The organism is Acidobacteriota bacterium, from assembly GCA_016196035.1.
In the GTDB taxonomy this organism is placed as follows: Bacteria; Acidobacteriota; Blastocatellia; order RBC074; family RBC074; genus JACPYM01.
Genome location: JACPYM010000123.1, coordinates 83,803 through 107,126 on the forward strand (window position 1 = coordinate 83,803; position 23,324 = coordinate 107,126).

The following is a 23,324-nucleotide window of genomic DNA, read 5'->3' on the forward strand; positions in this document are numbered from 1 at the left end:
ATCGTGACTTTGGCTGACGGCTACGCTTGACACAACCCCGGCTTGCATTGCCTAACTGCGGCGCGGCGTAGAAAATGACGGGCAAGTAAGGAGGAAATTATGAGTACACAATCAGGTTCCGCACTCGCCGTGCCCATCCTATTGGAACGTGCCGAAGCACAGCTTCAGCCAACACCATTCTATCTGCCAAAAGGTTTTGACTATCTGCTGCTGCGGCTCGCTGAGGGCCGCTTTACACCCGCCGACTTCGCGGCCTTTGCCGCAGAAAATCCCGATCTCAGACTCGAAATGAATAAGGAGGGGGAAATGATTGTGATGATGCCCGTTGGCCCCGTGGGGTCAAACCGCAACGGTAGACTTACGGCACGGTTGTTTAACTGGGCCGACCTGGATGCCACCGGAATCGCCTTTGACGCCACGGCTGGGTTCAAGCTGCCCAACGGCGCGGAACGTTCGCCCGATGCCTCGTGGATTCGGTTGGAGCGCTGGGAGGCGTTGACGCTGGAAGAGCAGGAAACCTTTTCGCCCATCTGCCCGGACTTCGTCGTCGAGTTGCGCTCGCGCAGCGACCGCTTGAAAACGCTGCGTGCGAAAATGGAGGAATACCTTGAGAACGGCGCGCAACTCGGCTGGCTGCTTGATCCGCTTAAAAAGAAAGTCCATGTTTATCGCCCCGGCGCGCCCGTCGAGATACTCGACAACCCCAGCGAGGTTTCGGGCGAACCGTTATTGCCGGGCTTTATGCTGAAGCTGGCGGGGATTATTGATTGAGGCAGCACAACCGCAATTGAGACAGCTAACCCTGCGAGAAGCTTTCAACTATGTTTCGCTGGTAGTGGCTCAAAGAGGAGCGGTCTTGCCGCGGGTGAACGCTGGAAAACGCGGATCAGTCCTGTTAGCCAATTGAATTGCTCTGCGTCGGTCGGCGTTGATCTGCGGCGTGGCTCTCTCCCCATTGCCCCACTACCGGATTTCAATCACCTTTTGCGTCTCTTGCGCTTTTTTGCGGCTGAACTTGTTATTGTTTTAGGGCGCGAGCCGCAGCCTGCGCCACTCCCTGCCTTGCAATGAATAAACAATGCGGTCGTGCAAGCGACTCTCGCGGCCCTGCCAAAATTCGAGGTAATCGGGGCGCAGCAAATAGCCGCCCCAGAAAGGCGGGCACTGCATCGGCGCGGTTTCAAACCGCTCGGTGAACTCGGCCACGCGCTGTTCCAATGAGGCGCGGTTTTCCAATTCCCTGCTTTGCGGCGAAGCCCAAGCGCCGATCTGACTGCCGCGCGGGCGCGTTTGAAAGTAATTTTCGGACTCTAGGCGCGCGACCTGTTCGACTTTGCCTTCAATGCGTACCTGCCGGTTGAGCGTGTGCCAATAAAACGTCAACGAAGCAAACGGCTGTTGCGCCAACTCTTGCCCTTTGCGGCTTTCGTAATTGGTAAAGAAGACAAAACCGCGCGCATCGCATCCTTTCAATAGCACAATCCGGCCTGAGACGCGTCCGTCATTGGCCGCCGTCGCCAAGGTCATCGCTTCGACATCCGGTTGTTCCGCTGTTAAGGCGTCGTGAAACCAGTGGTTGAATTGTTCGAGTGGATCAGCGGCGACTGAATCTTCCGTCAACGGTTGCGAAACATAATCGCGGCGGCGTGCCAACAAGGCTTGGGTGATATTTTCCATGGCGCAAATTATAAGCCTGCCCACTAACTAAAAAACAATGGGCTGAAAAACAAACGGGCCGAGAAAACTCAGCGTCTTCTCAGCCCGTTTGTTTGGCTCACTGGGGAGTGAAATTGAGTTAGTAGCGATTGCCGCCGCGATCGCCGCCACGGCCGCCACCGCCGCCGAAGCCGCCGCCACGACCGCCGCCGCCGCCACGACCGCCGCCGCCACCACGACCGCCGCCGCCGCCGCCAAAGCCGCCACGACCGCCGCCCCCCCCGCCGCCGAAGCCGCCGCCACCGCGGCTTTCACGCGGGCGGGCTTCGTTGACGGTCAAGGCGCGGCCACCGACTTCGCGGCCATTGAACTGGTCAATCGCGGCCTCGGCGGCCTCTTTCGAGTCCATCTCGACGAAACCGAAGCCGCGGGAACGGCCCGTGTCGCGATCAGTCACGATGTTGGCCGAAGTAACGGTACCAGCTTGCGAGAACAAGTCTTCAAGCTCGCCTTCTGAAACGTTGAAAGACAGGTTGCCGACATACAATCTAACGGACATAGAATCTCCAAAAAGCAAAAGAAGCAGGCAAGCTGTGTCGGGAACGGTTTCCGACCGGCGCAATCAAGCAATAGCAAGTAACAGAGCTGCTTCCGTGGTCTAACATTAACCTGCTCTCGAACAACTGATCGCGCAAGCCGGAACTACTGACTAACAGCGCATCACCGTTGATGCTCACAGAGTAGGGATTGCTGGAAGGAGAATTTCGCGCTCCGGATCTAGGGGACGGGAATCACGCAGGTTCGAGCCAGCGAAGTGAGCGCCGTTTCCAATCAAGAGGTGACCTTCCATCGGCGCGCACTATAGCACAGCAATTTCCAATTTATGTCCCGGTTTTTTTTCGGTAACGCCAACTTTTCGCTGTATTGGCGGGACATTTTTCACATTGCCTTACCATTCCGGCGGCCCCTGTGCATAATGCCGCTGCACACAAATCCTTCAGGAGCTACTCAACATGGCGCCCTTCAACGAACTCACCTGGCTCGATGCCACCGCGCAAGCCGCACTCGTGCGACGCGGCGAAGTCACACCGCTGGAATTGGTGGATGCCGCCATCCGCCGCATCGAACAGATCAACCCACAACTCAACGCCGTCATCACGCCGATGTTTGATTTGGCGCGCGCGGCGGCGCAACAACCCCCGTCGGTGATGCCGCAAGGCCCTTTTACCGGCGTGCCGTTTTTGCTGAAAGATTTGCAGGCCGCCTACGAAGGCGTGCCCATGAGCGCTGGTTCACGCTGGTTGCGCAACTTCAAACCGAACGGCGACAGCGAACTCGTCAAACGCTACAAACGCGCTGGCCTGCTTGTCGTCGGCAAAACCAATACGCCCGAATTCGGTTTGTTGCCGACGACCGAGCCGGAAGCCTTTGGCGCGACGCGCAATCCCTGGGATGTGACGCGCACGCCCGGCGGTTCGAGCGGCGGTTCAGCGGCGGCAGTCGCGGCGGGCATGACTGCGTTTGCGCATGCCAATGACGGCGGGGGTTCAATTCGCATTCCGGCGGCTTGTTGTGGCCTGTTCGGCTTGAAACCGACGCGCGGGCGCAATCCGTTGGGGCCGCATTTCGGCGACATATTCGGCGGGCTGGTGGTCGAACACGCGGTCACGCGTTCGGTGCGCGACAGCGCCGCCTTGCTCGACGCCACCGCTGGCTATGATCCCGGCGATCCTTACATTGCGCCCGTGCCCGCGCGTCCGTTCCTGCACGAAGCCGGTGCGCCGCCCGGCCAGTTGCGCATTGCCTTCAGCACGCAAGCCTACACCGGCGCGCCCGTGCATCCCGCTTGCGTCGCCGCCGTGCAGGACGCCGCCAAACTCTGCACTGATCTGGGCCACGAAGTCACCGAAGCCGCGCCGCAGTTGCATGGCGAGATGTTGTCGAAAGCTTTCTTCACGGTTTGGGCGGCGGGTTGCGCGTGGACAATTGACAGCTATTCCTTCGCCGTGGGCGGCAAACCAACGGCGGAAGACATCGAACCGCTGACGCGCGTGATAATCGAACTCGGGCGCAAGCGCACGGCACCCGAATATCTGCTGGCCGTGCAAACGCTGCAAATCTTCGCCCGGCGCGTGGCGCAGTTTATGGCATCGTATGATGTTTTCCTGACACCCGTGCTGGCCGAACCGCCGTTGCCGTTGGGCACGCTCGCGCCAACAGCAGAGGACGCAATGGCCGGGATGAAACGGTCGGGTTTATTCACGCCCTTCACCGCCCTGCAAAACATGACCGGGCAACCGGCGATGTCGGTGCCGCTTTATTGGCCCTCGGACGGGGACGCCGCAGGCTTGCCGTTAGGCGTGCAATTCGCCGGACGTTACGGCGACGAAGCGACGCTCTTCCGCTTGGCCGCGCAATTGGAAGCAGCGCGACCGTGGGCGGATAAGCATCCGCCCGTTTCTGCCTGAGCACTAGAAAACTGGTTTCTATTCCCCGTAAAAGCTATGGCTACGACCTCCTCCTTCGGTTCTTGGAAATCCTCTGTCACGGCGGACTTGATCGTTTCAGAAAGCATCGGCCTTAGCGCTATCGCGCTCGATGGCGCCGATGTTTACTGGGTCGAGATGCGCCCGGCGGAAAAAGGCCGCTACGTCATCGTGCGCCGCACGCCGGATGGCCGCTGTGCTGATTTCACGCCGCCCGAATACAATGTGCGCACGCGCGTGCACGAATACGGCGGCGGTTCTTATGTTGTCAGCGAGGGCACGGTTTACTTTTCCAGCTTCACCGACCAGCGACTTTACGGCCAGCGTCAGCCAACCTCGCCGCCCGTGCCTTTCACGCAAAAGACCGCGTTGCGCTTTGCCGATGCCGTCATTGATCGTCGCCGCAATCATTTGATCTGTATTTGCGAAGACCATCGCACCGCCGGCAGTGAGCCGATCAATTCGATCATTGCCTTCTCACTCGATCATCCGATTTCCAGCCTGACGCCGCCCAGCAAGATCATCACACTCGCCGCCGAACATGATTTCTTTTCGTCGCCGCGTCTAAGTCCGGCGGGCGATCAATTGGTTTGGCTAACCTGGAATCATCCGCACATGCCGTGGGATGGCACGGAACTGTGGCTGGCTGACGTCAACGCCGACGGCGCGCTCAGCAATCAGCGTGTGATTGCGGGCGGCGTGAATGAGGCCATCTTTCAGCCGCAATGGTCGCCCGATGGCACGCTCTATTTTGTGTCTGACCGCACCGGCTGGTGGAATCTGTATCGCTGGCGCAACGGCCAAGCCGAAGCTCTTTGCCCAATGGAAGCCGAATTCGGTTTGCCGCATTGGGTCTTCGGCATGTCCACCTATGCTTTTGCCTCGGCGGAGCAAATCGTTTGCTCGTACATGAAAGACGGCTTCGCGCATTTAGCCTTGCTGGACACAAACACCCAGCAGCTTGAAAACATCGCCACGCCGTACTCGCGCATTGACAACGTGCGCGCCAATGCGCAACGTGCTGTCTTTCTCGCCGGTTCGCCAACCGAGAGCACCGCCATCGTCAGCTTCGATCTGGCGACGCGGCAGTTCACGACCTTGCAACAGGCGAACAAGCTGGCGCTCGATCCTGGTTACATCTCCGCGCCGCAAGCCATCGAATTCCCCACCACGAATGGCCTGACCGCGCACGCCTTCTTTTATCCGCCAAAAAACAAAGATTGCGCCGCGCCCGCTGGCGAACATCCGCCGCTGTTGGTGATGAGCCACGGCGGGCCGACCGCGATGGCTTCGCCGACGCTCGATCTCGAAACGCAATTCTGGACGAGTCGCGGCATCGCTGTGCTCGACGTGAATTATGGCGGCAGCACCGGCTTCGGACGCGCTTACCGCGAACGCCTGAACGGCAATTGGGGCGTCGTGGATGTGGATGATTGTGTGAACGGCGCGCGCTATCTGGCCGAACAAGGATTAGTGGATGGCGAGCGTCTGGCGATCACGGGCGGCAGCGCGGGCGGTTACACGACGCTCTGCGCGCTGACCTTCCGCGACGCCTTCAAAGCAGGTGCGAGCCATTACGGCGTCAGCGATCTGATCGCGCTCGACGAAGACACGCACAAATTCGAATCACGCTACACGCAAGGGCTGGTCGGCACGAGCCGTGAACTTTACATCGCACGCTCGCCGATTCATCACGTAGACAAACTCAACGTGCCCGTCATTTTCTTTCAAGGCTTGGAAGACAAGATCGTCCCGCCCAATCAGGCTGAAAAGATGGTCGAGGCATTGCGGCGCAAAGGACTGCCCGTGGCGTATGTGGCGTTTGAAGGCGAGCAGCACGGCTTCCGGCAGGCGGCGAATATCAAACGGGCGTTGGAGGGCGAGTTGTATTTTTATGCGCGCGTGTTCGGCTTTGCGCTGGCGGATCAGATCGAGCCAGTACCGATTGAGAATATGTAGCAATCGTTTGCTCACCCGCGCGTTGCAACGCTTGCTGGCACTTGCCGAATCGTCCCCAACCGGCCAATTAACAAATGCACCAACAACAGCGCTAGCAAATACATTCCCGCGCACGCCGCAAAGATCGGCGCGAATGATAGCGTATCCACTACGCGCCCGATGTACTTTTGCGTCAATGCGCCCATCAACGCGCCCAATGCGCCGCCCAAGCCCGTCACTGTCCCGATGGCGTGACGCGGAAAGATCTCGGCGGGCAACGTGATGTTTCCCCAAGCCGCGTGACCAAACATCATCCCCGTCACGACCGCCAACGCCAACGCCGGACTCGCCACCCGCGTCACCAGCAAACACAACACCGGCATCGCCAATGACACAAAGAGCATGGTGGTCTTGCGCGCGCGATTCAGTTCCCAGCCCCGCGCAATCAACCAGCGCGGCATTGCCCCGCTAAACAGATTGCCCAGCGCCAACGCGGCGAACGGAATCCAGACGAACAGGCCGATCTGCTTCAAATCAAAGCCGCGCTCTTTTTGAAAGTAGAGCGGAATCCAGAAATTCAAGAAGTAACTGATCGGATCGGTCAGCACGCGCGCCAGCACGCAGCCCCACGTTTCTTTCATCCGCAGCAACACCCACAACGACGCGGGCGCATTGTGCTCGCCTTCGGCCTGCTGGTCGGCCTGAATCAACTCGCGCTCCTCTGCGCTCAAACGCGGATGATCTTTGGGTAGAAAGTAAATCACCGTCCACGCCGCGACCCACACGAAGCCCAATGAACCCGTGAACACAAACGCCGCACGCCAGCCGAATTGCAGCGCGATAAACGAAACAATCGGCGCGGCCACCATCGAACCCAGCGCTGTGCCCGCGTTGAAAATGCCCACAGCCATTGCGCGTTCTTTGATTGGGAACCATTCAGCGACGGCACGCACGCCACCGGGGAAGCTGCCCGGTTCGAAGACGCCCAGCAACCCGCGAAAGAATGAAAACTGCCCGACCGTGCGCGCCAACACATGCAAGACATTCGCTAGCGACCAGCCCGAAACAAAAAACATGAAGCCGCGTCGCGTACCAATAGTGTCAATGACACGCCCGCTGACCAGATACATCACGCCGTAACTCAACAAAAACCACGCATTGATGTCCCCGTAATTGGCCGAACTGAGGTGGAGTTCTTCCTTGATCGTACCGATCAACACCGCCAGCGTCTGCCGGTCGAGATAATTCAACTCCGACGCCAGACAGAGCATGATGGCGATGTACCAGCGCAAATGTTTGATGGGCGGTTTGGGTGAAGTGGGCATTGGATGTGCTCCTGATTATGAAGGATAAACTGCGGTGCGGCGCACGTTGAATCGCTTGACGGCAGCGTGACGCTCGCATCACCGCGTCAGCAAGACACCGCTGCCATCGCTAAAAATCCCCGCCACACAACCTGTCATCAATGTCGCCAACGTTGCGGCCAATAAAGCGCGCAAACCAAGACTTGCCAGATCATCGCGCCGCGTCGGAGCCAGCGCCGCTGTGCCGCCCACGAAGATCGCCAGCGAAGCCACGTGCGCAAACCCGCACAGCGCATAACTCAAAATCACCACCGTGCGCGGATCAACCAATACGCCGTGCGCGGCCATCTGCGCCATGTCCTGATACGACACGACCTCGGTCAGCAACACACGCTCGCCCAACAGACGTCCGGCTTCGGCCCAATCGGGTCGCGCGATGCCCAGCAGCATGGCGAAGGGATAGAAAACCCAACCGAAAAGTTTGACCAGCGTTAACGGCTCGCTCATTCCCAGCCAATGCGTCGGGAAGAGTGAGAGCGCTTTGTCGAACAGCGCCACGATGCCGAGACCGGCGATGAGCAAGGCCGCGATGCCCGCAGCCAGTCGCAGCCCGTCCATCGCGCCCGCAATGATCGCGCTCATTAGATTGCCCGCGCGTTCCTCTTCGTTATCGGGCGGCAGCGTGCCTGCTGTTTCAGGCGCGCCGGTTTCGGGCAACAGCAATTTGACCATCACGACGGCGGCGGGAATCGAGATGATCGAGGCCGACAGCAAATGCCCGGCAATTTGCGGAAAGCTCTTGCTCAGCATGAACACGTAAATCCCCAGCGTGGTCGAGGCCACCGTCGCCATCCCGCTCGTCAGCACCATCAGCAATTCCGATTGCGTCATGCGATCTAAATAGGGCCGGATGACCAGCGCCGATTCGACGCCGACGAAGATGTTGGCGGAGCTGCACAATGCCTCAGCGCCGCTCAAACCCAGCGTGCGGTGGAAGAGGCGCGCGAAGAGCCGCACCACCGGTTGCAACAAGCGCAAATGATAAAGCGCCGCCGCAAACGCCGAGACGAAGATCGCAATCGGCAAGGCCTGAAAGGCCAGCACGAACCCAATCGAACCGGGTTCACCAGGCGCGGCGGCCAACGGGCCGAGCAGAAAGTTCGTCCCGCTTTTTGAAGCGTCGAGCACTGCCATCACGACGTCGTTGAGCCAGACGAAAGCCTGCCGCGCGCCGGGCAAACGAAAGACCAGCAACCCGATGGCCAATTGCAACCCCAGCCCCCAGGCGATTGGTCGCCAGCGAACTTGGCGGCGGTTGGCGGAAAGCAGCCAAGCCAGCGCGGCGAGCACAAAGAAGCCGAGCAGGGAGGTCAGATGTTGCAGCATGCGAATGCTCCTCGTGATGACAGATGTACAGCAAGCTGCCAGCTTGCTGCGGCATTGAACTGAGACGCAACCGCTTTGACTGCGTCTTTTGCTACAGCGCAGCAGGCTGGCAGCCTGCTGTACAATGAGATGATTTCTTGCAATGTGATTGATGACTGTGGGAAGCTACGGCGCATTCGCAATACCGCTTAACTCTACAAACACACCGAGGCAAACGCGCGTGATTCTAAAGGTCTTCCACGACAAAAGCCAATTGGGCCAAGCTGCCGCTGCACAGGCCGCCGCCAGCCTCAACAACGCCATCGCGGCGCGCGGGCAAGCGCGCCTCATCGCCGCAACCGGCATGTCGCAATTCGAATTCTTGCAAGCGTTGACGCAAATGCCGGGCATTGATTGGTCGCGCGTCGAGCTGTTTCACCTGGATGAATACGTCGGCTTGCCGCTCACGCATCCGGCCAGCTTTCGCAAGTACCTGCTCGAACGGTTCATCGAACCCACCGGAATGACGAACCATCACTTGCTGGATGGCGAGGCCGATGCTGAAGCAGTTTGCCGCGCAGTCGGCGCGTTGATTCAAGCCGCGCCGATTGACGTCGCCTTTGTTGGCATTGGCGAAAACGGGCATCTGGCCTTTAACGATCCGCCCGCCGATTTTGAAACGGAAGCGGCTTACATCGTCGTCAACCTCGACGAAGCCTGCCGCCGCCAGCAAGTCGGCGAAGGCTGGTTCGCCGGGCTGGATGACGTACCCAAGCAAGCCATCTCGATGACGATCAAACAGATTTTGAACGCCGCCGAGATCATCTGCATCGTGCCCGATGCGCGCAAAGCACAGGCGGTGAAGGACTGTTTGGAAGGCGAGATTTCGCCGCTCGCGCCAGCTTCGGCGTTGCGCCCGCACGGCAACGTGACCGTCTATCTCGATCAACATTCATCCGCCTTGCTCAACCCCGACTCCATCAACGAGACACTATGAAAACCATCATCCGCTGCACGCTGCTCTTGGCGCTGTCCGGTTTCTTTGCCGTACACGCCGCCGCCCAGACTGCTGAAATCAAAATCGGCATCATCGGCACCGACACCTCGCACGTCCCCGCCTTCACCAAACTGCTCAACGACAAGAACGACCCGAACCACATCCCCGGCGCGCGCGTCGTCGCGGCCTTCAAAGGCGGCAGCGCCGATGTCGAATCGAGCCGCACGCGCGTTGATAATTACGCGGCAGAGATCAAAGAGAAATACGGCGTCGAGCTGGTCAATTCGATTGAAGAGCTTTGCCAGCGCGTGGACGCGGTGTTGCTTGAAAGTGTGGACGGACGGCCCCACTTGAATCAGGTGCGGCCTGTGCTTAAAGCGGGCAAGCGCGTGTTCCTTGATAAGCCCTTCGCCGCCAGTTACGCCGATGCGCGCGAGATTGTGCGCTTGGCGCGGGCTGCGAATGTGGCGTTTTTCAGTTCATCGAGTTTGCGTTACAGCGCCGATGTGCAGGCCATCCGCAACAGCGACAAACACGGCGGCATCACGGGCGCGTTTGCTTACGGGCCGGAAAATTTCGAGCCGCATCACCCAGATTTATTTTGGTATGGCATCCACGCCGTCGAGATGCTTTACACGCTGATGGGGCCGGGCTGCGAAACGGTCACGCGCGTCAAATCAGAAGGCGGCGATACCGTCACCGGCAAATGGAAAGACGGACGCCTCGGCACCATGCGCGGCATCACGCAGGGCAAACAGGATTACGGCGCGGTGGCATTTGGAGTGAAAGCGACGCTGACGACGCCATCGCCACTGAAGGTGGATTACCGCCCGCTACTGGTCGAGATCATCAAGTTCTTCCAAACGGGCGTACCACCAATTCAGCCGGAAGAGACGCTGGAAGTCATGGCGTTTATGGAGGCGGCGGATTTGAGCAAGGCGCGCGGCGGTGTGCCGGTGCTGTTAAAAGAAGTGACGGAGCAAAAGAAATAAATCTGGGTACGCACCGCTTCCAGCGTGCAGGCGTGGCGGAGAACAGGCAAAGGCCGAAAGGAAATCCCTTCGGCCTTTTTCATTTCTTTGACATGCCTGCACGCTGGAAGCGGTGCGTACCCAGGTGGCCTGATTCCTATTTAGGTTGCTTGCGTGTCGGCTGATGTAGTCTTTCAGGTAAAACTGATTTCCCCATCTCCCCTATCGGCAAAGACTCCGGTTCCACCTGCCGTTCCGCTGGATTGGCTCCAATGCCGCCCATCACCACAGGCTTGGGACTGACCACCTCCACCAATCTCAGCACGGGCTTCAAACTGCCCAATCCCAATCCACCCAACAACGCCAAGCCCATACCCAGCAATACCTGTCCGGCCCACGCGACCCGGCGTTTGAGCGCGCGCAATCCGACCGGGCAATTTTGGGTCAAGACCGTCCCATCCGCCCGGCGATAAAACCGCACGCACAAGCGGCCCTCGGTGCGCGCGAGCAAGGCGCTGGCCTCGGTGCGCGTCATGCCCGACAGGTTATAAACGTTCAGCTTGCACTGCGAACAGAAGCGCACGCGCTCGCCTTCAAACGAAAACATCTCATCCCAATTGGCCTGACAAGGGGCGGCAATTTTCACGCGGTCGAGGGTGTCATTGAATTTAGCCATAGCTACTCCTAGCTGATTTCATCGCTGATTCCGTGAATAGGCGTCAGGGGTTGAACGCCACAATCCGCTGGCCGTTGCATTAAATCCCCGGCGGCCCGCCGCAAAAAAAATTCTCCAAAGCTGAGCCAATCCTACCGCGCTTTGCGCATTGCTGAGTGAAGGTCGAAACACAACGCTTTCTCTGCACCGTTAAGGAGGCCCTATGTCGCACATTATGCTGAAACATCTGAGCGGTTCGCGCGCCGGACAAACATCCGAATTCCCCCTGCCCCAAACAACCGAAATCACGCTGGGCCGCGATCCGGCTTCGAGCGTCTCGTTCGATCCGGCCAAGGATGATCTGGTCGGGCGGTATCACGCCAAAATCACGCCCGATCATTTGTTGCCAGGCCAATTCACTGTCAGCGACCTGAACAGTCGCAATGGCACCTTCATCAACAAACAGCGCATCAGCGGCAGCGCGCGCGTCACGCCGGGCGATGTGATTCAGTTGGGCGCGGGCGGGCCGGAGTTTGAATTTGAAGTGTTGCCGCGTCCGGCGCCATACCTGCAACCAACCCGCGAAGCCTCAGCCGTGGGCGCTGTTGGTGCAACGCCCAGCGCCACCGTGCCGTTTCCGCTGCCGCCCACCACGACGGCGCCCACGGTGGATGCGTTTTCAACCAATCAAAACAACGGCAATCGCAAAGTCGCCACCAACGCGACGCCGCCGCCGTTGGGGCATTTGAATGCGCCGCGCCAAGCGTCCTACCAGCCGCTTAACAATCAAGCGGTGCCGCCCTCTCCGTTTAATGCGCCCTCAACCAATGCGGCCCCGCTGCCGCCGCGTCCGGCGGGCGTAGGCCAAGCCACGGTCGAACGCCTGATCACGCAAACGCGGCGCGACATGGGCAAGCTCATGCTCATTGGCGGCGGCGCGCTCGTCTTGGTGCTGGCGCTGGCCGCTTGGAAGTTCTGGCCGAATGCACCGGCGGCGAGCCTGTTGCCGCTGGGCGATCCGACCTTGCTGACGCCGGGCCAGGTTGCCGAGAAATACAGCGGCGCGGTCGTTTCGATTGATGTGCGCTGGAAACTGATCAACACGAACACGGGCCGCCAGATTTCGCACGTCTACGTGCCTAATCGTTGGAAAGACAAAGAAGGCGTCGAACGCCCGATCATCAACGATGGGCGGCGCGAAGTGGCGACGTATATCGTGCTGGATGGCGGCGCGTATGAACCGACGCTGGATGACCGGGGTGGCGCGCACGCCATCGGCGGCGGCGGCGGCGGTTCGGGTTTCGTCGTCAGCAGCGATGGTTTCATTTTGACCGCGCGCCACGTGGGCGCAGGCTGGATGAGCCGTTATCAATACCCGGCGGACGCTTCGCCAGGTGTGGTTTGGACGCAGGGTGCGAATGGCTGGACGTTGCGCACCAACCCCGAAACCGGCATGCCTGTGACCTATTCCATCCCCGCCAATTGGGCGCCGTCTGAAACGCGGCAATTCGGGCGCGACGGCTATCGCTGGGCTGTCGAAGGTCGCCTGGACTTTCTCAACGTCACCTTCCCGCAAAACAAAACTTCGATCCCGGGCAAGCTGGCGCGCGTGTCCGACCGGCACGACGTGGCGATGCTCAAGATTGATATGCCCGAAGCCGTGCCTAAAACCGAGTTGAATGACAATTACGACACGATCAAAGTCGGCGACCCAATCACGGTGCTCGGCTACCCGGCGGCTTCGCCGATTTCCTGGGGATTGGTCAATTCGATGGACGCCTTCAACCGCGAATCGCAGATGAAAGTCGTGCCCGATCCCAGCCTCACCACCGGCAACATCGGGCGTGTCTTGCGCAGCCAGGAAAGCGGCAAAGACAAAACGACCAATGAATTCGGCGACGCGTATCAGGTCACGGCCAATCCCGGCGCTGGCAATAGCGGCGGCCCGGTCTTCGACGATCACGGGCGCGTGGTCGGGATTTATTACGCCGGGCGCGCGATTGGAGCGGGTGGCGCGCAAGGGCAGGTTTCGTTCGCCGTGCCGATTCGCTTTGCGCGCGAGTTGATGACGACGACGCCGAAGTAATGGCAGTTGGCAGTTGGCAGTTGGCAGTTGGCAGTTGGGGATTCAACCCTGGCGAGACAAATCATGCAAAACAATCCGCAATCCGCAATCCGCAATCCGCAATCCATCGGTGAATACCAGGTGGCCGAACTGCTGGGGACAGGCGGGATGGGCGAGGTCTATCGCGCCGTGCACGTCAAGATCAAGCGCGTGGTGGCGATCAAGCTGCTAAAAAACGTCAGCGGGCCGCTGGTCGAGCGTTCAATCAATGAGGCGCGCATTCAAGCGGGGTTGCAGCATCCGAATATCGCCACGCTTTACGATTTCCTCGAATGGCAGGGCAAGCCCTGTCTGATTCTGGAATACGTGGATGGCCAAACGCTGGCCGAACACCTGGAAGCGCGCGGCAGGCTCGCTCCGGCGGAAGCGCTCGGCATCTTTCAAGCCGTCGTCGAAGCCGTGGCTTATTTGCATCGTCACGGCATCATTCACCGCGACATCAAGGCCAACAACATCAAACTCAGTTCGGCGGGCGCAGTGAAGCTGCTCGATTTCGGCATCGCCAAAGACGGCACCGCACCGCAACTGACGCTGGCCGGACACGTCATCGGCACGCTGGTCTGTCTGGCGCCCGAACAATTGCAAGGGCACGCCGACGCGCGTTCGGATGTCTGGGCGCTGGGCGTGCTGTTGTATCAAATGGTCACCGGGCGCATGCCTTTTGCCGCGCCGACGCTCGACAAACTTTACGAACAGATCAAGCAAGCCAGGTTCGACGCGCCAACAACCTTGAATCCCGCCATGCCGCGCGAACTCGAAGCCGTCATCGCGCGCTGTTTGAAAAAGCATCCGGCGGATCGTTACGCCTCGGCGGTTGAGTTGTTGTCAGCGGTCAAAGACTTGACGACACCTGCCGCTGAAGCGCGCCCAGCCAACCCCGCCGCGTCTGTGCGCGCGGCCAAGTCCGCCTCATCCGTCACGCCACGTTGGCGTTCGGTTTATGCCCTTGCCGCTGTCGCACTGGCGCTCGTCATCGGCGCGATTCTTTTTTGGCCGCTGCCCGCGCCCGATGCGCTTCAAATCAAATACATAGCGCCCACACCGGCGGCGAGCGGCAGCACCACGCCGGAGCTTTGGCGCACGATTCAAATTGATGCCGTGGATGGACGTGCTGAGGTTTATCAGGCAGGCCAACGGCTCGGTACCACGCCGCACGAGTTGCGCGCCCGCGTGGGCGAATCGGTCACGCTCGAATTACGGCGCGACGGCGCGGCGCGGCAGGTCGAATTCGCGGTGACGGAAAACCGCAAGGGCTATACCTATTCGGTGAAGTGAATGGCCCCAGGCCAAAGCCTATGACGCGCAAGTGAAAGACAGCCTGATTTTCAGGAACGCTGGCAGGGTCTGCCTGAACTGCTGAGCGCGCGTAGCGTAACCTGCCGAGGTGGCGCGGTTCGGCCAGTCCGACACTCGCCGAACCGGAAGCCGCGTGCGAGCAATTGATCGCCTTAGCCAAACAGCGCGGCGGCCACGACAACATCACGGTCGGCTTGGTGCGCTTAGCGCCCGCAATCTGAGCCTGCAATTTTTCCTGAGCCAATCCCCCGCCGCTTTGCGCATTACCAGGTGAGGCGACAAATTCAAATGCTAACCAAGGGGGAAACAATGAAAACACAATCGCAAAGCCACGTTGAACAGGAATGGCGCGGAATGGCGCGCCGCAATTTCATCTGGCAAGGCAGCGCCGGGCTGCTGGGTCTGACGCTCTGCCCGTCCCAAACTGTGCTGGCCGCACCCGCGTGGCAAGGCAATCTGTTTCTGAAATTCGTCGGACGGTTTGCCGAGAACGTGGGCTTCAACCTGATCAGCAGCTACATCTACGATCACATCAAAGAGTATTTGAACCGGGAGCAGGGCGCGTATGTCGCGCCGAAGATTCGCGAGAAGGAAGACAAGGGTTTATTCACCAGCCCTGATTGGAGCAAGGTTTACGGCCCGTGGCAGCCGCAGCCGCCTGTGTTCACTAGGCCAATCCCTTTTCCGCAACCCACACCAACGCCCACGCCCACCCCGGCGCCATATTTTTTCACGCCGCTGCTCAAGCGGGATGGAACCAATGGGGCCGCGCAATTTTTCGATCTCCGCCAACCGCAGCGGCAGCAGTATTGGGCCGGGACATTGGCCGCGCCAAGCTTGGTGGGCTTGGGCAAAGCCGCGCCGGAAATGTTGCAGAGAAGAATTGTCACCTCGCGCGAAGCCTTGCAAGCCGCGCTGTTGCCCATCAGCGGCGGGCAATATGCAATGTCCTGCGGCTGCTTCGAGAATTCGTATGACGCGCCCGACAGCTATTACTCGGCCCTGGGCCGAGTCCAGCTTGATTACGAACGAACCAGCCGCAACAGCGGCGTCGTCAACATCAAGGTATACGACCGAAACGGACGCCAGCGCTTTGCGGCGGAGTATTGCACCTGCCCTGAGATGTATTAACGGCAGGGGCCTTGGGCGCGCGCTCGCGGGCTGGCCCGCTTTATAGCGGTTTGCAGTTGAATGCGACCGCACAACGTAGGGGCAGACCTGTGTGTCTGCCCCGATCGCGTCAGACGGAATCGAAGGCTACAGATGCCACCGGGGCAGACACACAGGTCTGCCCCTACGTTGCGTGTGGTTGCCGCAGGTCGCATTCAACTGCAAGCCGCTTTAAGGCGCACGCGATAGACCTAAACTGCTGGACGCGCGTAGCGCAACCTCGGCGGGTTGCGCTACGCGCCTGAAGCGCATTTCATTTTCGCAGCGGTCTTTTTTCAAAATGTCCAGACATCTGCTTCCCCCCATTTTTGCTGAGCCGATTCAGCGCCGCTTTGCGCATTACCGATTGAGTGAACAATTCAACCCTGCGAGGTGACCCTATGAACGAAAACGTCATCGGCAACTACCAGATTCAAATGCTCATCGGCGAAGGCGGCATGGGGACGGTCTTCAAAGGCCTCGACCTGATGCTCGAGCGCGAAGTGGCGATCAAAGTCTTGCGCCCTGAACTCGCACGCCAGCCGCAACTGGTTGAACGCTTCCGCGCCGAAGCCATCGCGCTGGCGCGGCTCAATCATCCCTTCGTCGCCACGCTGCACACCCTGCTGCGCCACGACGAAGACTTTTTGATGGTGATGGAATATGTGCGCGGCGAAACGCTGGAGGGCATCCTGCGTCGCAGCGGCGCGTTAACGCTCAGTCAGGGGCTGCGCCTGTTCGGGCAAGTGCTGGAAGGTATTGCCCACGCGCATCAGCTCGGCATCGTGCACCGCGATCTGAAACCCGCCAATCTGATGCTGACCGAGGGTGGCACGATCAAAGTGATGGATTTCGGCATCGCGCGCTTGCTGGGCAGCCACCGCATGACGCGCACCGGGCGCATCGTGGGCACGCTGGAATACATGTCGCCCGAACAGGTGCGCGGGCTGGAAACCGATGGCCGCAGCGACATCTATGCGCTGGGCATCGTGCTCTATGAAATGCTGACGGGACGCGCGCCGTTTCGCAGCGACAGCGAATACGAAGTGATGCACGCGCACCTGGAAATGCCGCCGCCACCGCCGCGCCAGTTTGCCCAGCACCTGCCGCCAGTCATCGAACAAATCATCTTGCGCGCCCTGGCGAAAGACCCGGCAGAGCGCTTTCAATCGGCGCTGGACTTTCACGCGGCGTTGATTGACGCGACGCGCACGGCGGGCTTGACGCCCGCCACGCTGCCTTCTGATGTGACGCCTGTGGTGATAACGCCTCAGCTTACAATCACGCCTTCACGCCCTTCTGCCCCATCGCAACCCGGCGCGGGTAGAGGCAGACAGTCCACCGGTTCGCGCATCACCCCGCCCGCAGGCTTGGCCGCGCAATTGATTCAAGCCACGCGCGTGGCGCAAGCGTCCGGTGCGCCAAGTTCGCCCGCGCTGGCCGCAGCAATACCTCTGCGGCAACGATTCAACTGGAAGCAGGCAGCGGCGGTAGCGGCAGCGTTAATCATCGGCGGCGGCGGCATCTGGTTGAATGGCAGGCGCACGAGCGTCACACCCAGCACTCCACCGGTTGCGCTACAAGCAACACCCACTCCGAACGCCGCGCCGGCAGAAGCACTTGTGGCGCCGTCCTTCACGACACCGCCACAACCGGGCGGGCCAATTCCCTCCAGTCCGGCAGACGCGCTGAATCTGCCGACGCTGGCGCAACCAACACCGGCCAGCGCCGCCGCCAATTCAGTGCCGGTGCAACGAACGGCTCCCAAACGCCGCACGCCCAATCCTGTGGCACCCGCGCCCGTCTTTGTGCCCGCCAATCCGCCTCCGGCTTATGTCAACCGCCCGCCCGTCATCACGCGCTCCGCGCCTGTCAATACAGCCGCCGTGCTCGAAGAAGAGCGCCGGCAGGAGAAAGAACGTCTGAAGCGCGAAGAGAAGGAACGGCAGGATGAGCGCGTGCTCAAAAACGTGGGCGGCATTCTGAGCGGCGCCAAAGACATTTGGGGTGCGCTCAAAGGCGGCGAGAAGAAAAAGGAAAAAGAGAAGAAGCGGCAGTGAGGCTGAACAAGGCGGCCACTGGTCGTAGCCAGTCGGCAGGACGTTGGTTGCTGCCGTTAGTTGCTAATGGTGGGTTGTTGTTCGGCGGCTTTGGGCCGTTGTTTCGCCGTTGCCAAAGGCCGGTTTTTCACTTCGGCCAGGGCTGTCAAAAAATTATCCGCCAGCATCGAACGCAGGTAGTAAGTGGTGACGAATCGTTTGCCGTTCTCGCCCAGGCGTTGCCGCAAGGGCGCATCGGCGTGCAATTGGCGAATGGCTGCGAGCAAGGCTTCGACGCTTTCCGGTTCGATGCACACACCGGCTTGAGCGCGTTTGACCAGAGCGGCGGCTTCGCCCTCGACGCTGCAAATGATCGGGCAACCATTGCCCATCAGTTCAAACAGTTTTGAGGGCAGCACTTTTTGAAAGACCGGCAGGCGGCGCAAAGGCACCAGGCTGACATCGCTGGCGCGATAGAACGAGAGCAGGCGTTCGCGCGGCTGGGCATCCATAAACGTCACATTCGGCAATTTCAACCGCGCCGCCAACTGTTTGAGGTCGTCTTTGTCAGCGCCTTCGCCAATCAGCAGAAAATGAAAGTGCGGCTCGTGGCGCAATTTGTCCGCCGCGTGCAAGGCGACGCTCAAGGCATGCGAGATGCCGTGCGTGCCGATGTAAGAGATGATGAATTTGTCTTCCAGCCCCAATTCGGCGCGCGCCTGCGCCGAGGTCGCACTGGGCAGCGCCAGATATTTGGCGTCAATGCCGTTGGGCACGATTTTGATCTTTTCGGCTGGAATCCCTTTTTCGATCAGATAGGGTTTGGTGGATTCAGCCACCGGAATAATCACGTCGGCTTGGCGATAAAGAAACATCTCAATCGCTTCCAACGCGCGAATCAGCCAGCGGTTTTTCAAGACGCCCAACTCAATCGCCGATTCCGGCCAGATGTCGCGCACTTCAAACACAAAGGGCACCCGCTTGATGCGGCTTAAAATCCACGCCGCCACCGCACAGAAAAATTGCGGCGAAGTGCCCACCACCAAATCCGGTCGTTCGGTTTTGAAGACACCAAAAAACAGCGACGAGGCAAAAAATGAAAGGAAGTTGAGAATGCGTTTGGCGAAGCCTTTGTTCGGCGTGACGTAAATGCGCGTGCGCAACAGTTCGATGCCCTCGACCGTCTCGCGTTTGAACCATTGATTGCGGTAAGCGGGATGAATGACGCCGGTCGGATGATTGGGGAAACCGGTGATGACCGTGACTTCGTGGCCGTTCTCGACCCAGTACCGGGCATGTTCATAAGTGCGCGCGGCGGGTGCGCCCATCTCGGGCGGAAAGTATTGGCAAAGAAACGTGACTTTCATGGAATTGCAAGGACGCGAAACGCCTGGCCCGGTCACGTGACCGTTCTGATCCTGTACCCGAAAGCCGTTCCCATTGGTGGCCGGTAGCGGAAGCAAATGACCGGATTCGGCTGTGCGCTGCCGAAGGTCGGGAAGTACCACCCCTGAGCCTGTTGCTGCGCGCGCCGGGTCGCTGGAATGGTGCTGCCCCGCGTCAGCGAGACGCTGGTGACGTCGCCGAACGGTTCGATCAGGATGCTGCGCGTATCGGTTTGGCATTCGATCACAAAGCCATCAGCGTGCCCTTGCCGCACCTGTATGGCTGGGTGGATATGGATAAAACTCTCCGCTTCGTGCACCACGCTTCCCTGCGCAGTGTCGGTCACAACCCATTCGCCAGTTCCCCGCCGTTGAATGAGCCGTTGATGTGTCAAGTTGCGGTCGTAATAAGGACGGTAGGCGCCCCGAAACTGCCAGGCCGTAGCGTCCCCCTGGGCTGCGGCGGCAAGTACTTCGGCACGTCTTGCCAGCCGGAAAGTGCCCCACAATTCGGACTGTTCACGCTGGTCGAATTGTACCGTATTGTGGGCGCGCGTCGCACGGCAATAAGCGCGGAAAGGGTCGCCGCCATAACCGTGAACACCTGTGTCCACAATAAACGGCTTGCCGTCAAAGCGCAATTCGTAGCTCAACAAATCACAATGCGCATGCGCCGTGTTATAGGCCACTGACGGCGGCCCCGCATCCACGATCAGCTTCTCGCGGGCATCACTGGACTGCCAGACGAAATAGCCCGTTTGCGGAAACGCCGTGGGCGCGGAACCCGCCGCGTAACCACAAACACGGGCAGCCGTCGCCAGCAACGGCTGTGGCCGCGTCTCGGCTGTATTCGCCGAATCGTTGAAGAGCGCCAGCGTATTGTCGGTGTAACTGGCAGCCTCTAAAAACTCCGCCATCGCGCGCAAACGCTGGGCAATCTCAGCTTTGTCTTTTGCCAAAGAGCCAAACGCCTGTAATAAGGCGAAACACTCCAGCCAGTCGCCCAGTGTTTGCGCGTGATACATCGGCGCGCGTTCATAATGCCCGCCATCCGGCAACACCTGTTCATCGAATTCGCGCCAGAGCAACTGTTGCCCCGTTTCCAACCAATGCTGGCCTTGCCGGTCATGCGCGAAAAACAGTCCGCCAAGCACCAAGGCTTTTGCGTTTTTTAGCAAATGGTTCGCGAGCAAATGATGTTCCAGGTGGCGGCTCAGAAAGTCCAGTTGCTGATAGATGCTCGTGCGCCAGCGCGTCTGAAACTCGGTTCCGGCTTCGTGTTCCGCCAGCAGGCAGTAGGCATAGATCCAATTGACGATGCGCAGCGAAGTCGGATAGGCGTCCCAGCCATCGCTTTGCCCGGGCCGCGCCTGCGCCAGCCAGCTTTCAATCAAGGCGCGGCAGGCTTGCCAATAGCGTGGCTCGCCGCGTTCGACCCAAACCCGCGCGCACCAAACCGCAAACTCAAAATAATGAAGCTGGTAGTTCCACAGATGGCTTTCGTAACGCCGGTTCCAATCGGGCGCTGGCAAATGCAGCGTGCGATTCAGAAAGGTAAAGCGGTTTTCCGGCAGCCCGGCCCAACGCACCGCCGCCGTGTCTAGCGGCACGCACAGATGCGCTAAAGCTGTTTCAAAGACCTGTCGGAATGTTGCAATCGTTGGTGGGGGAAGAAAAGGTGCGTCTTTATCGGCTGTTGTCCACCTTGCTGTCAAGTGCGGCCAGACGCGGTACAGGGAAAATTGCACCGCGCGCCAAGGCCGGTACAACACCTGTTCCCAGCGCAAATACGGCAGCGTGCGTAAGGCCAGCGCCAGATTCAATGAAGCTGTTCCGGTTGCCCGCTGCGCAACGCGGCCTCGATTTTCAACGTTGCCAGCGTTGTTAGATACAAACTGCGCCATGCAATTGGCATCGCGGTGCCGACGCGCACGGCAGCCACAAAAGCCGCCAATTCCTGGTCAAATCCCTTGTCCTGCGCCAGCCGCTTCGTGACCTTGCGCTGGCCGTCGCGCCAGCATTCCAGCACGCGGAAATCATCCAGTACCGCTGCCCGCCCGCCGCCATAGACTTCGATACGCTCTTTCGGGAAGCTGCGGTCGCCGGTCGCAAAGTAGTTGATGTTACCGACCGAGCCATCACTGAGTTTGAGAATAATGCTCAAGGTGTCTGCGCTTGCCGCATAAGCAAATACTTCGACCGGTTCGGCATCGGTCAGAAATTGCAGGGTATCCACGAAATGGCAAACCTCGCCGACGATGCGCCCGCCGCCCTCTTCGTTTTGAATCCAACTCTCTTTCGGCACCGCGCCCGCGTTGATGCGGTACGTGATCGCCAGCGGCCCGGCATGCTCAAAGTGTTGTTTCAGCGCGACCGACAAGGCTGAAAAGCGCCGATTGAAGCCGACCAGCAATTGTCCGCCCGTTTGCATCACCGCCTCGGCGACTTCCTGCAACCCTTCCTCGTTGATGGCGAGCGGTTTCTCGACATAAACCACTTTGCCCGCCCGCAAAGCCTCCGCTGCCATCCGCGCGTGCGTGTCGTGCCGCGTGGCGATCAGCACCGTGTTGATCTCGGCGCGCTCCAGCAACTCGCGGTAATCGGTCGTGCAAAATCCGAAGCCATACTGTTCGCCAATTGCTTTGGCATTCCGCCCCGTCGCCGTCACCAAACCAACCAAGCTCACCCCCTCAGCCTTTGCCAGGCGCGGCAACAACACGCTCTTGGCGAAATTGCCCGCCCCAATTACGCCTAAGCCCACGCCCAGATTGACGGCGGCAGCGTTGCGCGTCGTTTGTTTCAATGTCATCAGCCGCGTACTGGGCGCGACACTTTCGGGATACGTCAGCAGGATGCCCATGTACGGCCGCGGGGTCTTGCCGGTGATGATGTCGTAAGCCTGCCCGGCCTGCGCAATCGGGAAGCGATGCGTGATGAGCGGTTCCAGCCGCACAACTTTGACCGCCACCAGCCGCAAAAACTCCTGCATATTGCGGCGTTCCGTCCAACGCACATAGCCGATGGGATAATCCACGCCCTGTTCTTCGTATTGCGCGTCGTAACGCCCCGGCCCATATGACCGCGAGAGCCGCAGTTGCAATTCCTTTTCGTAATAAACCTTGCGCGGCACGTTCATCCCGACCGCGCCCACCATCGAAACAATCGCCCGGTCGCGCGCGATCACGCCCGCCAATTCAAGCGGATCGTTCGTCGCTGCCGCCGCCGTGATGATGACTGCATCCACACCATAACCGCCGCTGAATTGCGCTACCGCCAATTCGACATCATCACCGCGCAACACCGCCGCATCCGCCCCCAATTGCTGCGCCAACGCCAGCTTGCCTGCATCCAGATCAATGCCCAACACACGGCAACCCGCCGCCTTCAAAATCTGAATCGTCAACTGCCCGAGCAAGCCCAAGCCGATCACCGCCACCGCATCACCCAGCTTCACGTCCGCCGTGCGCACGCCCTGCAACGCAATCGCACCCAAGGTCACGCAAGCCGCTTCGTCAAAGCTCACTCCTTCCGGCAGTTTGACCGTCAAATTCTTCGGCACAAACACAGTCTCGGCGTGCGAGGCATAGTTCATCCCCGCACACGCCACCCGATCACCAACCTGAAACTCTTCGGCCCCCTGCCCCACTTCGCACACCACGCCCGCGCAACTGTAACCAAGCGCTAACGGCGCATCGAGCCGCGCCTTGACCGCGTTCAACGTAGCCAGCAATCCATCGCGCCGCAGCTTGCCCAACACTTGCTTGACCAGATCGGGCCGCTCTTTGGCTTTGCCGACCAGCGAACGTTGCGCCAGATCCACCGCCATCTTTTCGGTGCCCGCGCTGATCAAGGAAGCCACGTTGCGCACCAGCACGCCGCCGCGTTTGACCATCGTCTCAGGCACCTCGTCTATCTTGAGCACGCCGGAGCGGAAATTTTGAATTACCTGTTTCATTCG

The 23,324-nt window shown here is 59.8% G+C and carries 17 protein-coding genes; 9 read left to right on the forward strand and 8 right to left on the reverse strand.

Annotated features, from left to right (window positions below; translation table 11 throughout):
* Positions 1 to 99 precede the first annotated feature (99 nt).
* Entirely contained in the window at positions 100 to 771 is a 672-nt protein-coding gene (locus HY011_34335; GenBank protein MBI3428031.1) for a Uma2 family endonuclease, read from the forward strand.
* A 255-nt stretch (positions 772 to 1,026) separates the two neighbouring features.
* Here the strand turns inward: HY011_34335 and pdxH are convergent, their stop codons facing one another.
* Both pdxH and HY011_34345 read right to left on the reverse strand, forming a co-directional pair.
* Positions 1,027 to 1,668, reverse strand: coding sequence for a pyridoxamine 5'-phosphate oxidase (pdxH, locus tag HY011_34340; GenBank protein MBI3428032.1), 642 nt, complete (start codon positions 1,666 to 1,668; stop codon positions 1,027 to 1,029).
* Positions 1,669 to 1,795: 127 nt separating this feature from the next.
* A complete protein-coding gene (locus HY011_34345) occupies positions 1,796 to 2,215 on the reverse strand; it encodes an RNA-binding protein (GenBank protein MBI3428033.1) in 420 nt (139 codons plus the stop codon).
* Positions 2,216 to 2,669: 454 nt separating this feature from the next.
* On the opposite strand from HY011_34345, the gene HY011_34350 reads away from it, so the two are divergent.
* The gene (locus tag HY011_34350) at positions 2,670 to 4,124 is read left to right on the forward strand and encodes an amidase (protein ID MBI3428034.1); all 1,455 of its coding nucleotides are present in this window, start codon (positions 2,670 to 2,672) and stop codon (positions 4,122 to 4,124) included.
* A 36-nt stretch (positions 4,125 to 4,160) separates the two neighbouring features.
* Entirely contained in the window at positions 4,161 to 6,101 is a 1,941-nt protein-coding gene (locus HY011_34355) for a S9 family peptidase (protein ID MBI3428035.1), read from the forward strand.
* An 11-nt stretch (positions 6,102 to 6,112) separates the two neighbouring features.
* Here HY011_34355 and HY011_34360 read toward each other — a convergent pair whose 3' ends face one another.
* Together HY011_34360 and HY011_34365 are read right to left on the reverse strand one after the other, a co-directional pair.
* A complete protein-coding gene (locus HY011_34360; GenBank protein MBI3428036.1) occupies positions 6,113 to 7,405 on the reverse strand; it encodes an MFS transporter in 1,293 nt (430 codons plus the stop codon).
* 78 nt (positions 7,406 to 7,483) lie between these two features.
* Positions 7,484 to 8,770: a hypothetical protein gene (locus HY011_34365; protein ID MBI3428037.1), complete on the reverse strand. Its 1,287-nt coding sequence runs from the start codon at positions 8,768 to 8,770 to the stop codon at positions 7,484 to 7,486.
* 151 nt (positions 8,771 to 8,921) lie between these two features.
* Between HY011_34365 and HY011_34370 the strand changes: the two genes are divergently transcribed.
* Positions 8,922 to 9,746, forward strand: coding sequence for a glucosamine-6-phosphate deaminase (locus tag HY011_34370; protein MBI3428038.1), 825 nt, complete (start codon positions 8,922 to 8,924; stop codon positions 9,744 to 9,746).
* Positions 9,743 to 10,738 carry a Gfo/Idh/MocA family oxidoreductase gene (locus HY011_34375; protein ID MBI3428039.1) on the forward strand — a complete coding sequence of 332 codons (996 nt, stop codon included), beginning with the start codon at positions 9,743 to 9,745 and terminating at the stop codon, positions 10,736 to 10,738. The genes HY011_34370 and HY011_34375 overlap by 4 nt, the downstream gene beginning before the upstream one ends.
* Before the next feature lie 136 nt (positions 10,739 to 10,874).
* Here HY011_34375 and HY011_34380 read toward each other — a convergent pair whose 3' ends face one another.
* Complete coding sequence (locus HY011_34380; protein ID MBI3428040.1) at positions 10,875 to 11,393, reverse strand: hypothetical protein; 519 nt, start codon at positions 11,391 to 11,393, stop codon at positions 10,875 to 10,877.
* Between the two features lie 202 nt (positions 11,394 to 11,595).
* Here HY011_34380 and HY011_34385 point away from each other — a divergent pair, with 202 nt between their 5' ends.
* The 4 genes from HY011_34385 (at position 11,596) to HY011_34400 (ending at position 18,002) form a co-directional block, all read left to right on the forward strand.
* Positions 11,596 to 13,458: a trypsin-like peptidase domain-containing protein gene (locus HY011_34385; GenBank protein ID MBI3428041.1), complete on the forward strand. Its 1,863-nt coding sequence runs from the start codon at positions 11,596 to 11,598 to the stop codon at positions 13,456 to 13,458.
* A 63-nt stretch (positions 13,459 to 13,521) separates the two neighbouring features.
* Positions 13,522 to 14,772 carry a serine/threonine protein kinase gene (locus HY011_34390; protein ID MBI3428042.1) on the forward strand — a complete coding sequence of 417 codons (1,251 nt, stop codon included), beginning with the start codon at positions 13,522 to 13,524 and terminating at the stop codon, positions 14,770 to 14,772.
* A gap of 330 nt (positions 14,773 to 15,102) precedes the next feature.
* The gene (locus tag HY011_34395) at positions 15,103 to 15,924 is read left to right on the forward strand and encodes a hypothetical protein (GenBank protein MBI3428043.1); all 822 of its coding nucleotides are present in this window, start codon (positions 15,103 to 15,105) and stop codon (positions 15,922 to 15,924) included.
* 419 nt (positions 15,925 to 16,343) lie between these two features.
* Positions 16,344 to 18,002 carry a protein kinase gene (locus HY011_34400; GenBank protein ID MBI3428044.1) on the forward strand — a complete coding sequence of 553 codons (1,659 nt, stop codon included), beginning with the start codon at positions 16,344 to 16,346 and terminating at the stop codon, positions 18,000 to 18,002.
* Between the two features lie 56 nt (positions 18,003 to 18,058).
* Here the strand turns inward: HY011_34400 and HY011_34405 are convergent, their stop codons facing one another.
* The 3 genes from HY011_34405 to HY011_34415 form a co-directional block, all read right to left on the reverse strand.
* The gene (locus HY011_34405) at positions 18,059 to 19,348 is read right to left on the reverse strand and encodes a glycosyltransferase family 4 protein (GenBank protein MBI3428045.1); all 1,290 of its coding nucleotides are present in this window, start codon (positions 19,346 to 19,348) and stop codon (positions 18,059 to 18,061) included.
* A 32-nt stretch (positions 19,349 to 19,380) separates the two neighbouring features.
* Positions 19,381 to 20,976, reverse strand: a complete 1,596-nt coding sequence (locus HY011_34410) for an alginate lyase family protein (GenBank protein ID MBI3428046.1) — start codon at positions 20,974 to 20,976, stop codon at positions 19,381 to 19,383.
* A 209-nt stretch (positions 20,977 to 21,185) separates the two neighbouring features.
* Positions 21,186 to 23,321, reverse strand: coding sequence for a bi-domain-containing oxidoreductase (locus tag HY011_34415; GenBank protein MBI3428047.1), 2,136 nt, complete (start codon positions 23,319 to 23,321; stop codon positions 21,186 to 21,188).
* Between the last annotated feature and the right edge of the window lie 3 nt (positions 23,322 to 23,324).